Source organism: Vibrio sp. D420a (assembly GCF_030248625.1).
GTDB classification, from domain to species: Bacteria; Pseudomonadota; Gammaproteobacteria; order Enterobacterales; family Vibrionaceae; genus Vibrio; species Vibrio fortis_A.
Genome location: NZ_JAHGAN010000005.1, coordinates 118134 through 134210, shown reverse-complemented (window position 1 = coordinate 134210; position 16077 = coordinate 118134). Strand labels below are relative to the sequence as shown.

Genomic DNA, 16077 nt, shown 5'->3' with positions numbered 1-16077 from the left:
TACATTCTTTCATTTTCATTAATGAGCACATACCTTACTGGTATGTACCAGATGACAAATATTAACCTATTCGAGTTTTATGACGATTAAATGAACAAAAAATGGCATTTTTAAGATCTTTACTGACGAGATGACCATCAAGAATTTTGAATGTGAAGCTTTTGTGAATCTGGTGATTTTACTCTTTACCTCCATCAGATTCGATTGATAGAGTAATTGCAAATATTGGTATAGTCCAAATGGAAATCAAGATGAAAAACGAATACTTGCTCTTAACCCCTGGCCCTCTTTCCACTTCTGAATCAGTTCGCCAAGCGATGCTAAAAGACTGGTGTACATGGGACGATGAATACAACAAAGACATCGTACAGGTCATCCGCCATAAGCTGGTTCAGTTTGCAACGCAACAAACAGGCTATACAAGTGTATTAATGCAAGGCAGTGGCACTGCTTCTGTTGAAGCGACGATTGGCAGTGTAATCGGCACAGGAGGCAAATTACTGGTGGTCGATAACGGTGCTTATGGCGCTCGCATCGCACAAATTGCGCAGTATTTAAATATTCCATGCCATGTCGTTTCACCAGGCGAAACATTACAACCTGACTTCAACGAAATGGAAACGGCATTGGCCATGGATCCAAACATTACCCATGTTGCAATTGTTCATTGCGAAACCACAACAGGCATGTTGAATCCTATTAAAGAGATTGCACAACTGGCTAAGCAACAAGGAAAAATCGTAATTCTCGACGCCATGTCAAGCTTTGGTGGTATCCCAATGGACATCGCTGACCTAGGTATCGACTTTATGATCAGCTCAGCAAATAAATGTATTCAAGGTGTACCGGGTTTTGGTTTTGTTATTGCCAAACAAGATGAACTTGAGAAATGTAAGGGGCAAGCTCGCTCACTGAGTTTAGACCTTTACGACCAATGGCACTGTATGGAAACGAACCATGGTAAATGGCGCTTTACTTCACCAACGCATACCGTGCGCGCGTTTTATCAAGCACTCATCGAGCTTGAGCAAGAAGGCGGCATCGAAGCGAGATTCCAACGTTATTCAACCAACCAGAAAACACTGGTGGCTGGAATGCGTTCTCTGGGTTTCGAACCGTTACTGAGCGACGATCTTCACTCTCCTATTATCACCTCTTTCTATTCTCCAACTCATAGCGACTACCAATTTAAAGAGTTCTATGAGCGCCTTAAAGAGCAAGGCTTCGTTATCTATCCGGGTAAAGTGTCCAACGCTGACTGTTTCCGCATTGGCAACATTGGTGAGGTTTACCCTTCTGACATTGAGCGTCTAATAAGTGCGATCGGAAAGGCAAAGTACTGGGAAGTGAACGCATGATGCAGTGTGAATCAAAAGAGAACCACTCTCACACTCACTTTCGCAGTGAAGGAGATGTAAACACAACACCAGCGCGACAGGAGTGGAACGCTTCTCTGGACGATAAAGCCACTCAAGCGCTTTTGAAGAGAGATTCGGATGTGTTTCTTCACCAAGCTATGTCAACGCCCTGCTTAGATACGTTGCAACATGCAGAAGGTATCTATATAGAGGATGCAACGGGTAAAAAGTACATGGACTTCCATGGGAATAATGTCCATCAACTGGGATACGGACATCCAGAAGTCATCAGGAAAGTAACCGAACAAATGGCTTCGCTGCCGTTTTCTCCGCGACGCTTTACTAACGAAACGGCCATCGAGTGCGCAGAAAAGCTAACGCAAATCTGTGGTGGCGAACTCAACCGTGTGTTGTTCGCACCCGGTGGTACCTCTGTGATTGGGATGGCACTGAAGCTAGCAAGGCACGTAACTAACAACTTTAAAGTCGTTTCGCTGTGGGACTCTTTTCATGGAGCCTCTCTAGATGCTATCTCTGTCGGTGGTGAAGCATGTTTTCGTGAAGGCATGGGGCCATTAATGGCTGGAGTAGAGCGTATTCCACCAGCGGTGTCGTACCGAGGTGCTTTCCCAATGAACGATGGCGACCGAAACTCAGATGTCCATTACGCCGACTACCTTGAGTATGTGATTGAGAAAGAGGGAGGCATTGGCGCATTCATTGCAGAAGCGGTTCGAAACACTGATGTCCAAGTGCCAAGCAAAGCCTATTGGAAACGAATCCGAGAGATCTGCGACAAGCACAACGTGCTGCTGATCATTGATGATATTCCTAATGGTATGGGACGCAGTGGCGAATGGTTTACTCATCAAGCTTATGACATCGAGCCAGATATTCTCTGTATTGGAAAAGGCTTTGGCGGTGGTTTGGTTCCGATCGCAGCAATGGTAACCAAAGACAAATATAACACGGCAGCACAAGTCTCACTCGGTCATTACACCCACGAGAAAAGCCCGATCGGTTGCGCTGCAGCACTGGCAACCATGCAAGTCATCGAACAGCACAACCTTTTACAAAAAGTGAAAGACGATAGTGAGTTCGTCAAAGAACGCTTGCTCGATATGAAAGCACGCTACCCCGTTATCGGCGATGTGCGCGGAATTGGCCTTTTATGGGGAGTCGAATTGGTAACAGACCCTCTCACCAAGACTCGTGCATACGATGAAGCTGAAGCGCTGCTTTACCAGTGTTTAAATCAAGGTTTGAGCTTTAAAGTTTCACAAGGGAATGTCGCACAACTTAGTCCTCCGTTGATCATCGAACGCAGCGCTCTCAATGCAGCTCTAGATATCTTTGAAGCGGCTATCGATAAAGTATGTCGAGACTTTGGATACCAGATTTAACCTCATTCAACGTTAATCATCACCAACAAATTAGTGACAGCCTTGACGTTGATATCAAGGCTTACAAAGGACAAACAATCATGACGAAATCATCCACAATCCAAGCGGTAATTTTTGACTGGGCGGGCACCATCGTAGACTTCGGTTCGTTCGCTCCAACCAGCATTTTTGTAGAAGCGTTCAAACAAGGATTCGATTTTCATATTTCTCTTGAAGAAGCTCGCGAGCCTATGGGGCTCGGTAAATGGGACCACATTCAAGCTGTGGGCCAATTACCTTCTGTAAAGGCTCGCTGGAATGAACAGTTCGGTAGAGACATGAACTCTGAAGATATCGATGCGATATACGCGGCATTCATGCCATTACAGAAAGCAAAAGTAGCTGACCACGCCGCGCCTATCTTAAATGCCATCGAAGTGGTAAATAACTTGAAATCGCAAGGCGTAAAGATTGGTTCATGTTCAGGTTACCCTCGCCAAGTGATGGACGTGCTTGTTCCAGTCGCAGCGGACTACGGATATCATCCAGATTGCGTAGTTGCCACTGATGACCTTCCACAAGGTGGCCGCCCTGCACCATTCATGGCATTAAAGAACGTCATCGACCTTGGTGTTACCAATGTCGCTTCATGTATTAAGGTTGATGATGCTGCTCCGGGGATCGATGAAGGCCACAATGCAGGCATGTGGACAGTTGGTCTTCTTTTATCTGGAAATGAAGCGGGCTTAACCTTCGAGGAGTACCAACAAGCGGATGAAGCAACGCTTGCCGCAGCTCGTAACAAAGCTAAGCAAAAACTCGGCAAGTCTAAACCACACTATCTAATTGATACTATTGCTGATCTACCGAACGTTATCGAACAGATCGAGGCTCGCATCTTACGTGGTGAACGTCCTTAGTTTATAGAAACAAACAGCCTAAAATCTTCCCCCTCAAATCATACCCGATGTCAATTAGTTGACGTCGGGACTTTTGATTTATACGAATAAAGTGGCATAAAAGATTCACTCTTTTTACCAAAATAATTTGTAAAATCATGACCTTGAGCTATAGCTATATATACAACCAATTATTATCAACCCAGTGAATACATGAATTTAGTTAAATGTATAATTTTTAACAATTTTGTTGACTACCATGTGCAATCGGATTAACAATAGAAATACCGCTCATATAGATAGATTCCAACTGGATCAATGCCTCCAGTTATCGTCTGCAAGCAGTGTGTTACAAACAGTCGATGACCATTTAATGGCAGATCCAGGTAGAATAAAAATTAATCACAAGGATAAGATTATGAAAAGACTGTCAAAAATTATGTGTGCACTTATTGCGACCTCAGGTCTTGCGGCTGCGCCATCTATCGCAGCGACAACTTACGTCGGTGCTAAACTTGGTCTTGGTTGGTTAGACAGCGCTTGTGTAGACGGCCTCAAGTGTGACGATGATGCAGTAGGAGCCGGCATCTACTCCGGTTACAACTTTACAGACCGCATTGGTGTTGAGCTAAGTTCTGACTTCTTAGGAGATTACAAAACAAGCTTCTCTAAGGGTGGCATCGCAGCACAGTTCAGTGACCCTCTAATCGCTATTTCTCTAACCCCTATGTACCGTTTACCGGTAGAGCAAGAGTTTGACTTCTTTGTGAAAGGTGGTCCAGCGTACATCTCTCACGGCGGTGAAGACGCTTTCATTTTATCTTTAGGGGCTGGTGTAGAAAAACAATTCTCAGATACATGGGCTGTAAGAGTTGAATACCAATACTTCGATGACTTCGATGACAATTACATTCAAGATCTGAACGCAAATCTGTTCTCTGTTGGTGTTAGCTATAACTTTGGCACAGGCGCAACAACGGCTTCTGCTGCAGCGGCGGCAGCCACTACTGCAGTAGTAACTCAAGCACCTTCTGAGCCAATTACAGAAGTACAAGAAGTGGTCGTGGAAGAGAAAACAACGGTTGTTGTGACCAAAGAGCAAACCGAAAGCTTCTCGCAAGAGATGTTCGCAACCAATAGTACTGAACTTTCATCTGATGGTAAGGCGGCCCTTGGTCCTCTGATTGCTGTACTTCAGGCTCACCCACAATCAAGTGTAGAAGTAGTTGGTCATACTGATTCAACGGGTGCCGCGGAATACAACATGATGATCTCGAAGAAACGTGCGGCAGCAGTTGCTGCATATATCGAAGAGCAAGGCATCGATGCTAGCCGTATCACAGCAACTGGTGAAGGTGAAGAAAACCCTGTAGCATCAAACGATACAGCTGAAGGTCGTGCGATGAACCGACGTGTCGAAGCAACTATTCCAGGCTTTGAATACACTGAAGAAGTTCAAGTTGAAAAAATCATGGTTGAAGAGACAACCCAATAATTATTAGCTACACCGCTCAAACGACCTAGCGTAATTATTCGTAAAACGAAAGGCCATGTATCTTAGATGCATGGCCTTTCTTCTTGTTAGACGATTTCCCAGCTATGGGTCATTTCAACACCTGCGCCCAACATCAAACAAACTGAGCAGTATTTTTCTAATGAATCAGCACATACTTTCGCAACCAGTTCTTCATCTAAGTTGTCACCAGACACTTCGAAGTGAATATTGATGGCAGTGAAGATCTTTGGTGCTGTTTCACGGCGTTCTGTCGAAAGCTTTGCATTACACCCTGTAATCGCTTGTCCTGCTTCTTTTAAGCCATCGACCACATCAACAGAGCTACAACCACCAGCAGCCATCAATACCATCTCCATAGGGCTAGGAGCCGTTGCACCGCCGCTACCGTCCATTACGATAGAGTGACCTGATTGAGATTGGCCCAGAAACTTAAAGCCTTCTACCCATTTAACTTCTGCTTTCATGTTTTTCCTTAGTCGAGTGACGCGCACTCATTATGGTTATACAACGACATAAACGTCACCCTACTACTGGTCGTATCGGAGAGCAAGTCGTCCCGTTTAAACACGCACAATTTAATTTCAAAATATTTTTTTAGTGAATAATGTAATTTTTTCCATCAAAGTCCTGTCTCTATTCGTACATTCAGCATCGAATGAGTAAACGTCAAGATGAGGTATCTATGAAGAAATTATCTAAAATATTGGTTTCACTCGTGGTCGCATTACCACTGGTTTCACTATTTGTTAGCCAAACAGGCACAGCCAATACAATGGATAAAGAGGCACACTCTGGTAAAACTGCAGTTGCAACTTTAGCTGGTGGTTGTTTTTGGTGTACCGAGTCCGATCTTGAAAAACTCGATGGCGTAATCGATGTTGTTTCGGGTTACTCAGGTGGAAAGCTAGAGAACCCAACATACAAACAAGTAGCATCAGGCAAAACGGAACACATCGAAGTAATCAAGGTTGTTTATGACCCTAGCGTGGTTAACTATGAGCAAGTGCTTGACCAGTTCTTTCGTCATATTGACCCAACCGACGACAAAGGTTCATTTGTCGACCGTGGTCCTCAATATCGTCCAGCTGTTTTCTATCATAACGCTGAGCAAAAAGAGATTGCTCAAAACTTCATGAATGAAATCGAAGAAGCAAACCTATTTGGTGCTCCTCTAAAAACTGAGCTGATTGAGTTTAAAAAATTCTGGCCAGCAGAAGACTACCATCAAGACTACTACAAGAAGAGTAAGGTTCGTTACAACTACTACCGTTATGCGTCAGGTCGAGATCAGTACCTAGATAAAATCTTTGGTGATGATCGCCAAGAAAACCCACAAACGATTCGCCAACTATTAGATGGCAAAAACCAAGCTGCAAACGTGAAAGTTTACACTAAGCCTTCACAGTCCGAGATCAAGCAGAAGCTGACATCGCTTCAGTACAACGTGACTCAAAAAGACGCGACAGAACGCCCGTTCGATAATGAGTACTGGGATAACAAAGAAGAAGGCATCTATGTTGATATCGTAACCGGTGAACCGCTTTTCTCATCAAAAGACAAGTACAAGTCAGGTACGGGTTGGCCGAGTTTCACTCAACCAATCAATGACAACTACATTGTGACGACAACCGATTACAAGCTGATTTATCCACGTACCGAAGTACGCAGCCGCTTTGGTGATTCACACCTTGGTCACGTGTTTAAAGATGGACCAAAGCCGACAGGACTACGTTACTGCATGAACTCAGCGGCTATGCGATTCATTCCGGTCGAGAAGCTAGCTGAAGAGGGATACGGAGATTATTTGGAGATGTTTGAGGGTTAATCATCACTAGCAATATAACAGACAAAAGCCAGCATTAAAGCTGGCTTTATCATTTCAATCCAATGAAGAATTATCCCGTTAGCACAGTATCTTCTGGATACTTCACCAGCGAAGGCTCTGGTCTTGCTAACATATAAGCCAAAGTTAACGGCCCTATTCGGCCAATAACCATAACGACCACCATAATGTATTTGCCCGCCTCAGATAAGTTTGCAGTTAGCCCTGCAGTCAGACCAACGGTTGCAAAGGCTGATATCACTTCAAACATGACACGATCAAATGCCGCTTTCTCCGTTAACATCAATAAAAACATCGCTGTCGTTAACATAGCCCCACTGACCACGATGATGGCTAAGGATTTGGTAACTGCTTGCCATGAAACGGTACGCTTAAACATCACAACGTGCTTTTTCTGGCGTAAAAAACTCCACGTAGCCACAAAAGCCACTGCGAACGTTGATACCTTGATCCCTCCCCCCGTAGAAGTTGAGCCGGCACCGATTAACATCAAGACAATCATGACGAGCAGAGCGGGCTGAGTATAGTGAGTAAGGTCGACACTATTAAACCCTGCGGTACGAGCACTGGCTGATTGAAAGAATGCTGCCAGCCACTGACCGTTCGTTGTGAGACCTTGCATCGTTTCACTATTGTTTCGCTCTAACAACCAGAACAATATGGTTCCAACTAAAAGCAGTGTCGGAGTCGCTGTTAACATGATTTTGGTGTGTAGATGCAGGTGATTGAAGCCACGGCGCCAATTTGAAGCTAAATCGCCGACAACAGTGAACCCCAAACCTCCAAAGATGAACAACCCTGCTAGAGTGAAGATCACTAGAGGATCATCGACAAACGTCATCATGCTATCTGAAAAGAGCGCGAAGCCTGCGTTGTTAAAAGCCGAAATAGAGTGAAACAGAGCATAAAAGCTCCCGGTTTCCCATCCATATTCTGGTACCCAACGAAAACAGAGCAGAATAAAACCAATGATTTCCGCGATAAGCGCAAACGCGATGATCTTTTTGACCAAGCTTCTCAAGTTAACGCGCTTATCTTGTCCTAATGCCTCTTTAGCGAGCGCTTGTTGCTTCAAACTAAGCCTCACCCCAAACATATATAGGAGTACCGCTGACAACGTCATTTGGCCAAGCCCACCTACCTGCATTAGGAACATCAATAGGACTTTACCCGCCAGAGTAAAATGGGTTCCAGTATCCACAACACCTAAACCAGTTACACTTATTGCTGAGGTCGCAGTAAACAGGGCATCAGTGAATGAAAGGCCCGTAACCGAAAAGACAGGCAAAGTGAGAAGAATTGCTGACGGAATGAGAACTCCAAGAAAACTGGTGAGGATGATCTTTGGCTCAGAGCCTTTCTTCGGCTTATTGTCTGGCTTTAAAGTGTAGAACAGCCCTCTTCTTTGAACTGAATGCATAGACCGCCTTATGACAATGATTTAAGTCGATTAGCCAATAACTCTTTAGGGCCCGCAATGATGACCACGTCCCCAATCTCCAAACTAATATCTAATTCAGGTGCTTTGACCAAGTTAGGGCCTCGTTTGAAACCCAATACATGCACATCACTTTGTTGACACAGTTTGAGGTCTGAGAGCGGCCGCCCAAGTAGATTATGCCCTATTACAATTTCAGTCAGAGCGAGGTCACTACCCAAATCAATAAACTCTAACACGCGTCTGTCGAGCATCTTTCTTGCGACTCGGATACCCATATCTCGCTCGGGAAGAATGACATGGTCTGCGCCAATCTTGGTCAGAATCTTAGCGTGAAACTTATCATTCGCTTTCACCCATACCGTTTTAGCACCCGCCTCTTTCACAACAAGTGTGGTCAGAATACTGGCGTTCACATCAGAGCCAATTGAAACCATGATCATATCGTACTCATCTAATCGCAATTCCTTCACGGTTTGTTCGCTGGTACAGTTTGCGACAATACCTTGCGATACAAAGCCAGCCGCTTCCTTAACTCGCTCTTCATTAATATCTACCGCTAGCACCTGCGCCCCTGAATCTTGAAGCTCTTTGCATACCGCGAGCCCAAAACGACCTAACCCAATCACTGCAAACTGTTTATCTGTCATAATTTCCTCTATCCTCATTGGTTGAGGCTAAACAACAAGTCTTGAACAGCAGCGTTGAGTGAATAAGATTATTCATCATTACGCTGATAAAATTTCCTAATCTCTTGATTTTAAAGGTAGAGAACAAATTGGATTTCTGCTAATTTCGGGCCACTTATTTTTCTGTCATAGCACACAATTGCATAAAGCTATCTAGACGCAGCTATTCTATTTCTTGTGGGCACAACACTTGCTATGACATCCGCGTTATCACTGAGTGAATTCAAAACATGAACGAATTAATTCAACAAGTTCAGACATACGTAAATGCAAACCATCATGAATGGAGCAGCAGTGTTTTATTCATCACTATTGCTAGCTTCTTCGCATGGGTTGCGTGGCGAATCCTTCATAGTCGCTTGGAAATATTAGCCAAGAAAACCGCATTCCATTGGGATGATTTGCTGCTCGATGCGCTAAAAACGCCAGTCAGTACCGTACTTTGGTGCTGGCCAGGCACTGTCTCTCTGGGATTGATTTTACAAGGGGAATTTGGGGGCGAAATCAATTGGCTTCGTACCCTCAAGCACATCTTGATTATCTGTACCTTCGTGTGGTTCACGCTCAGAATGATCACCAACAGTGAAGAGTACATCCTAGCGCAGAAGAAACGTGATGAGACAACGGTTCAGGCGATAGCCAAAGTATTCCGTCTGTTCTTTATGGTGATGGGAGCACTCACCATCATGCAGACCTTTGGTTTGAGTCTATCTGGCCTTCTGACCTTTGGTGGTGTGGGTGGCTTAATCGTCGGTTTGGCAGCGAAAGACCTACTATCTAACTTCTTTGGCGGCATGATGATCTATTTCGATCGCCCATTCAAAGTTGGAGACTGGATTCGATCTCCAGATCGTCAGATTGAAGGTACAGTAGAACGCATCGGCTGGCGCATGACTATCATCAGAACGTTCGACAAAAGACCGATTTACGTACCGAACTCGGTGTTCAGTAATATCGTAGTGGAGAACCCATCACGCATGCTTAATCGCCGTATCAATGAGACCATAGGCCTTCGTTACGAAGATGCTGACAAGATGCAAGCGATTGTGGATGAAGTAAAGACGATGCTAGAAAACCATCCGGATATTGATGCCAAGCAAACACTAATCGTGAACTTTGATAAGTTTGGTCCTTCATCCCTCAACTTCTTCATTTACACCTTCACAAAAACGGTCAACTGGATTCGTTTTCACGAAGTAAAACAGGATGTGTTGCTTAAAGTGCTAGAGATTGTGCACGCCCATCAAGCTGATGTCGCGTTCCCAACACAAACCCTTCATTTGCAGCAAGGTGTCGCCCCTACCTCAGAGCACGCGGCACCAATCACACCAGAAAGCAGCCTTTAAAAACAAAGAGAGCCATACCTAATGTATGGCTCTTTACTTCTCTGGGGCTCTTCACAGCTCACAAGTCTATGGCTTAGAGGTTCCTCTACTCAATCACTGTAAAACTATTTCAGTTGAATGCTAGTAAACGTTTCGTTGATCAAACCACTACCTTTACGTTTCTTCATCGTCACTTTAACTGAACGCTTTGCATCGGCGACGTCATAACGTATCGCTTGACCTAGAAACTTATCATTTCGCTTGAGTTCACGCGCTTCCAATTTTACTGTTTTGTTGCCACGGTTAACCTTACAGCGGTAGTCCCATTCGTTCTTACCGTCTTTCAGGCTAAGTAGAATACGTTGATTACTTGCACTTGAAGTCGCTTTAATACCACGAGGTTTCTTATCGATTGCTAAAGCAAGACCAGCTTTACATAGTTGCTCTGCAGTAAACCCTTGCGCAGCTTCTACCGTAGGAGCGTTGAACACCGCTAGTACCACTAAAGCAACGCTCGGAAGCACGAATTTTGTTTTCATGAATGAAACCCTTCAAGTTATCGAACATCATTCAATTTAACCATCAGCGATACGGTAAGTCAATGTTTTATGGTATCTATATCCCTATAAAGAGAGTGGCTCGAAGTTCTTGTAATAGAAAACAAAAAAACCTTGCTGCAGCACAACAAGGTTTTTATTCAATGAGTTAGATAACGTTACTTGTTACGACGACTCTCAACTGCATCAGCCAATTGGCGTAATACTGTTTCTGTGTCTTCCCAACCAATACATGCATCAGTGATTGATTGACCGTAAGTCTCTACCTTTCCATCAACAAGATCTTGACGACCTTCAACTAGGTGTGACTCAATCATTACACCGAAGACAGCAGCATCACCGCCAGCAATTTGTGCACTAACGTCGTCTGAAACGTTCAGTTGACGTTTAAACTGCTTAGAGCTGTTTGCGTGGCTGAAATCGATCATTACCTTTTGAGGCAAGCCTGATGCTTCAAGTTCTTGTTTGATCTTAGCAACGTGCTCTGCACTGTAGTTTGGCTCTTTACCACCACGTAGAATGATGTGGCAGTCAGGGTTACCTGCCGTTTCTACAATCGCAGAATGACCGTACTTAGTTACAGACAAGAAGTGGTGAGACGAGCTCGCAGAACGAATTGCATCTGTCGCGATCTTAATGTTGCCATCCGTGCCATTCTTAAAACCAACTGGGCAAGACAGACCAGATGCCAGCTCACGGTGTACTTGAGACTCAGTAGTACGAGCGCCAATTGCACCCCAGCTAATCAAATCCGCTACATATTGTGGCGTGATCATATCTAGGAACTCACTTGCTGTTGGCATACCCATATCAGTTAGGTCTAACAGCAGCTTACGTCCCATACGTAGGCCATCGTTTAGCTTAAACGTATCATCCATGTACGGGTCGTTGATTAGACCTTTCCAACCTACGGTAGTACGTGGCTTCTCAAAGTAAACACGCATTACGATTTCTAGACGATCACCCAGTTCATCACGCAGTACTTTCAGACGCTTACCATACTCAAGTGCAGCTTCTGGATCATGAATAGAACAAGGGCCAACGATCACAAGTAGGCGATCATCTTTGTCTTCTAAAATATTGTGAATCGCTTTACGGCTTTCAAAAGTTGTAGAAGAAGCAACTTCTGTCGCAGGGAACTTTTCTAGTACCGCAACAGGGGGTAATAACTCTTTTACTTTATTAATTCGTACATCATCTGTTTGAAACATTGCTTACTTCTTCCTATTTCTATCCTTGAGCTGAGTATGCATATTGTTTGCACAATTTTCACATCAGCGCTTATCGTCTTGTTCCCTGTAACTTATCTAGGAAAAACGAGAGTTTCAATCACTAATTTTAAAAAAACGCAATTTTTTTTATGTTTTACATTAAAAACACTTTGTATATATAAATTTACACCCAATAAAATCGTCAATTTTACAAACAGTTAGCACAAAGTTAGCTTCATTTTTTCGCGATTCGAATAAAAAAACAGCTGACATTTTGCCAGCTGTTTTACGCTTTACATTCTTTTCAGAGGCTTAACAACACTGTCCAGCCCCTCAATTTTCAATGCCAGACAGAGCTTCAACAGGTCTCCAAGCTCTCCATTGGGGAAGCCTTTCTTGTCAAACCACAGCAAATACTCTTCAGGTAGGTCAATGAGTACTCGCCCAGCGTACTTCCCAAATGGCATCTGTACCCGTGCCAGCTTCATCAAGTTCTCTTTGTCTAACATGGTTTCATCTTTCTTAGAGTTGATTCTTATTGGTCAGGGTAACACCTAAACGCTCAACCCAGTAGTTGATCGCGTCTTTCGCGTCATCAAGCGAGTCAATCATGGTCGAAAAGTCTTTGTTTCCGGCTTGACGGTCTATCGCAGCAAACAGCGGTGTTCCATCTTGGGCATCACTGACCAACAGCTCAATACTTGCACTGCCTACGTTGGTATGCTCACCCGTGGTTACCTTGGAAATCGTCGACATCGCGAGGCCAAACGGCAGTACGCTACTCGTTACGGCTAAAATAGGATTCGGTGTTTCCACATTGCTTAATGCGATACTCAGTCTCAAGCTGCTGCCATTGGGCTCGCTCACTACTTTCTTGTATTGAGAAATACGCTCGGTAAGCCGTTCATTCATGTGGTCGGTTAACTCTTGAATATCGTCAGAATCAATCGAGCCTTCTTCCGCGAGCACGAAGATCTGGTCAATAACGACTGAATCATACTCTTCTAATTTATTCTGTAGGCGCTCTGCGTCCCGCAGGCCAATACGAGCCCACACCAAATCGACACCACCATCAGGTCCGGGAGTAAAATCTTCGTAAGAGGTAAATTTAGTGGCTTTTTGGATCGGCCCACCAGCACATCCGACAAGGATGACACTGATGGCAGCCAGAAGGGAATATTTTAGAAAGGTCATGTTAGCACTCACCATTAACTGAACAACGCGAGTATGCTATACCATATATAAAAAATATGTCGAAAAGTTTGTTGTTGATATACGACCAATTTCTAAAGCTAATTTGGCTTTACGGTATGTGCGTACTCTACAACGACTTGATTACCTTCTATATAAGCGTTTTGGATCTCACCATCAACACTCATTCTACTTTGTAAATAGACGATTTTTGGCCCTTCACTGCCCTCTTTTAAAGATGGCAAAACATTCTTGGGCTCGAGGTGCAACAAACGACAAAACTGGCTGACAAAAGACATTGTTAGTGGGGTTTCGCCTCTTAGTACTCTTGAGAAAGCGAGTTGATTCATACCCAGCTTCTTTGAAAATTCCATCTGAGTCAGGCGCATACGTGACTTCTGTGACATCCAAGTTTGATAAAGCGCCTCTCTATCTAGGTCGGTAAATTCCATGGGGTTCCCTTTGTATAATTCAGACCTATTAATTGTGCTTTTTTCTATAGAAATTATGTCAACGTAAGGTTAGTGAAAACCAAAGGTTTGGTTGTGTTATGAACCCAATTTTGTACTAATTTAGCCACCTAAAAGAGTCATCCAAACAGAAATATCAGGCATGCCCACTGTATCTGCATACCTGATTTATCAATTTGAATAATGTGTCAAAAGCGTTTAAAGCAAGTGATCTTCATACCTGCTGACACTCACAACAAATAATGGTCTAGCAGCAACGCGGCAAACAATACCATTAAATGATAGATAGAGAATTTGAAGGTCTGCATCGCGCTTGCGGCATTGCTGCGATACTTCAGAACCCAAGCGTGGTAAACAAAGCCGCCATTGAGCACCAAAGAGGCACTGAGGTATATCCAACTGCTCATACCAACCAACACAGGTAAAATACACACCACACTAAGTAAAAGCGTGTATAGAAGAATTGATGTCTTGGTGTACTCAATGCCATGAGTAACCGGCAACATAGGGATATTCACCTTAGCGTACTCATCTCTACGGTGAATCGCCAACGCCCAGAAATGAGGTGGTGTCCAAATAAAGATAATCATCACCAAAAGCCAAGCATGAGAGTGCAACTCGTTAGTGACAGCCGTCCAACCGAGCAAAGGTGGCATAGCACCAGCAATACCTGCTATGACGATATTTTGAGGCGTCGCGCGTTTGAGATACATGGTATAAATCACTGCATAACCCAACAAACTTGCGAAAGTTAACCATGCTGTGAGCGCGTTCACCCACACAACTAAAGCAACAAAGCCAATAACACCGATCGATGCCGCAAACATAAATACGCGAGCGCTGCTTAATTCTCCTGAAGGTAATGGTCTTCGACTCGTCCGACTCATCTGCCCATCAATTCTTCTATCAATTAAGTGATTGAATGCCGCGGCGGATCCAGCCATCAACCCAATACCGAGCATCCCGACCACAGTTTGTTGAATCGGTAGACCGTTAGGTACGGCAAGGCACATCCCAACTAGCGCCGTGAGTAGCATTAACGCGACAACCTTAGGCTTGGTCAGAGTTAGGTAGACTCTCCACACTGCTTTCTCTCGTACAACAGTGTTAGACGATGGTACAAATTGATTATGAGTATCCGTTCTACTAGCCATGCTTACCTCCGCCTAATGCGCTTCCCTTCAATAAAAAGTCCCTTGTCTGACGCTGCCATACCAAAAAGTTGGTAACGACCAATGTGACCAGCAACAGTGCCGCCACTAGGTTGTGCATTACGGCAACTGAGATAGGCAAATGGAACCAGACGTTACTGATACCGAGTCCAACCTGACATAACAGTACAAACGCTAAAATAGCCCCGAGCTTTCTTTGCCCATGTCCAGCTTGAGACCAGAGCTGATAAACGGTAATTAATACCACTAACACCGCGGCCATGGCTCCGAACCTGTGCATAACATGGATGGTCAAGCGAGCAGGATATTCCAACACACCAAACTCGTAGTTGTCGTGTCCGCTTTGCCAAAGATCAAACGCCTTATCAAAGTCTAAATAAGCAAGCCAGTTACCTTCACAAATTGGCAATTGGGTACAGACTAATGCTGCATAGTTCGATGACGTCCAGCCTCCCAACAAGATCTGCCCGACCACAACCACGAGGCTGATGCTTGCCCAAAACCTTAACCACAATGATTTAAATGGCGCAAAACCCTGCCCTATCTTGTTCAAACGGCAGTACAGCAAGCTCAGTAATGACAGAAGCGTGAAGCCTCCCATCAAATGTGCCATTACGACGACTGGCATCAATTTCAGTGTTACTGTCCACATCCCAAGCAGCGCCTGAAAGATAACGGTGGCTACGATAAGTAACGGCAACCCTATTGGCGTCACACGTTTCGAGACACTCCAAGCAGCGATCGCAAAAATAAGTAGACCAAGCGAGCCAGCGAAGTAGCGATGCACCATCTCTATCCAAGCCTTATCCGCTTCTAGAGCTCGCTCTGGATACTCTAAATTTGCATTAGCGACAGCCGACTCACCCGAGGGCACTACGAGCTTGCCATAACAGCCAGGCCAATCAGGGCAACCTAGCCCTGCATCAGACAAACGAGTATATGCGCCCAATACAATCACGATGAGCGTCAGAATCAAGCTCACTTTAACTAGTAACAGCAATGATCTAGGGGTTGAATTCATCATCA

Annotated in this window: 16 protein-coding genes; 6 read left to right on the top strand and 10 right to left on the bottom strand. The window is 44.4% G+C overall.

What is annotated here, in order from left to right; translation table 11 throughout:
- The first annotated feature begins 251 nt into the window (after positions 1 to 251).
- From phnW to KI743_RS06115, 4 genes are all read left to right on the top strand, one after another.
- Positions 252 to 1358: a 2-aminoethylphosphonate--pyruvate transaminase gene (gene phnW / locus KI743_RS06130; RefSeq protein ID WP_285465587.1), complete on the top strand. Its 1107-nt coding sequence runs from the start codon at positions 252 to 254 to the stop codon at positions 1356 to 1358.
- Entirely contained in the window at positions 1355 to 2761 is a 1407-nt protein-coding gene (locus KI743_RS06125) for an aspartate aminotransferase family protein (RefSeq protein ID WP_285465586.1), read from the top strand. The genes phnW and KI743_RS06125 overlap by 4 nt, the downstream gene beginning before the upstream one ends.
- 80 nt (positions 2762 to 2841) lie before the next feature.
- Positions 2842 to 3660 carry a phosphonoacetaldehyde hydrolase gene (phnX, locus tag KI743_RS06120; protein ID WP_285465585.1) on the top strand — a complete coding sequence of 273 codons (819 nt, stop codon included), beginning with the start codon at positions 2842 to 2844 and terminating at the stop codon, positions 3658 to 3660.
- A gap of 397 nt (positions 3661 to 4057) precedes the next feature.
- Positions 4058 to 5134, top strand: coding sequence for an OmpA family protein (locus tag KI743_RS06115; protein WP_285465584.1), 1077 nt, complete (start codon positions 4058 to 4060; stop codon positions 5132 to 5134).
- Between the two features lie 86 nt (positions 5135 to 5220).
- Here the strand turns inward: KI743_RS06115 and KI743_RS06110 are convergent, their stop codons facing one another.
- Positions 5221 to 5619 carry an OsmC family protein gene (locus tag KI743_RS06110; protein WP_032550279.1) on the bottom strand — a complete coding sequence of 133 codons (399 nt, stop codon included), beginning with the start codon at positions 5617 to 5619 and terminating at the stop codon, positions 5221 to 5223.
- Positions 5620 to 5837: 218 nt separating this feature from the next.
- Here KI743_RS06110 and msrB point away from each other — a divergent pair, with 218 nt between their 5' ends.
- Positions 5838 to 6980: a peptide-methionine (R)-S-oxide reductase MsrB gene (gene msrB, locus KI743_RS06105; RefSeq protein ID WP_285465583.1), complete on the top strand. Its 1143-nt coding sequence runs from the start codon at positions 5838 to 5840 to the stop codon at positions 6978 to 6980.
- Positions 6981 to 7050: 70 nt separating this feature from the next.
- On the opposite strand, the gene KI743_RS06100 is transcribed toward msrB, so the two are convergent.
- Positions 7051 to 8418, bottom strand: a complete 1368-nt coding sequence (locus tag KI743_RS06100; protein WP_285465582.1) for a TrkH family potassium uptake protein — start codon at positions 8416 to 8418, stop codon at positions 7051 to 7053.
- Between the two features lie 8 nt (positions 8419 to 8426).
- The gene (locus KI743_RS06095; RefSeq protein ID WP_285465581.1) at positions 8427 to 9086 is read right to left on the bottom strand and encodes a TrkA family potassium uptake protein; all 660 of its coding nucleotides are present in this window, start codon (positions 9084 to 9086) and stop codon (positions 8427 to 8429) included.
- A 269-nt stretch (positions 9087 to 9355) separates the two neighbouring features.
- On the opposite strand from KI743_RS06095, the gene KI743_RS06090 reads away from it, so the two are divergent.
- The gene (locus tag KI743_RS06090) at positions 9356 to 10471 is read left to right on the top strand and encodes a mechanosensitive ion channel family protein (protein ID WP_285465580.1); all 1116 of its coding nucleotides are present in this window, start codon (positions 9356 to 9358) and stop codon (positions 10469 to 10471) included.
- A 104-nt stretch (positions 10472 to 10575) separates the two neighbouring features.
- Here the strand turns inward: KI743_RS06090 and KI743_RS06085 are convergent, their stop codons facing one another.
- From KI743_RS06085 to KI743_RS06055, 7 genes are all read right to left on the bottom strand, one after another.
- Complete coding sequence (locus KI743_RS06085; protein WP_285465579.1) at positions 10576 to 10989, bottom strand: hypothetical protein; 414 nt, start codon at positions 10987 to 10989, stop codon at positions 10576 to 10578.
- A 176-nt stretch (positions 10990 to 11165) separates the two neighbouring features.
- Positions 11166 to 12218, bottom strand: a complete 1053-nt coding sequence (gene aroG, locus KI743_RS06080) for a 3-deoxy-7-phosphoheptulonate synthase AroG (protein WP_150868654.1) — start codon at positions 12216 to 12218, stop codon at positions 11166 to 11168.
- A 293-nt stretch (positions 12219 to 12511) separates the two neighbouring features.
- Positions 12512 to 12727 (bottom strand): DUF3820 family protein, encoded by a 216-nt coding sequence (locus KI743_RS06075; RefSeq protein ID WP_032550272.1) that lies wholly within the window; start codon positions 12725 to 12727, stop codon positions 12512 to 12514.
- 13 nt (positions 12728 to 12740) lie between these two features.
- Positions 12741 to 13412, bottom strand: coding sequence for a DUF3313 domain-containing protein (locus KI743_RS06070; RefSeq protein ID WP_285465578.1), 672 nt, complete (start codon positions 13410 to 13412; stop codon positions 12741 to 12743).
- A 98-nt stretch (positions 13413 to 13510) separates the two neighbouring features.
- The gene (locus KI743_RS06065; RefSeq protein WP_285465577.1) at positions 13511 to 13861 is read right to left on the bottom strand and encodes a helix-turn-helix transcriptional regulator; all 351 of its coding nucleotides are present in this window, start codon (positions 13859 to 13861) and stop codon (positions 13511 to 13513) included.
- Positions 13862 to 14109: 248 nt separating this feature from the next.
- Complete coding sequence (cyoE, locus tag KI743_RS06060; RefSeq protein ID WP_285465576.1) at positions 14110 to 15033, bottom strand: heme o synthase; 924 nt, start codon at positions 15031 to 15033, stop codon at positions 14110 to 14112.
- Entirely contained in the window at positions 15026 to 16075 is a 1050-nt protein-coding gene (locus tag KI743_RS06055; RefSeq protein WP_150868650.1) for a heme A synthase, read from the bottom strand. Before KI743_RS06055 ends, cyoE begins: the two co-directional genes overlap by 8 nt.
- Positions 16076 to 16077: the final 2 nt, after the last annotated feature.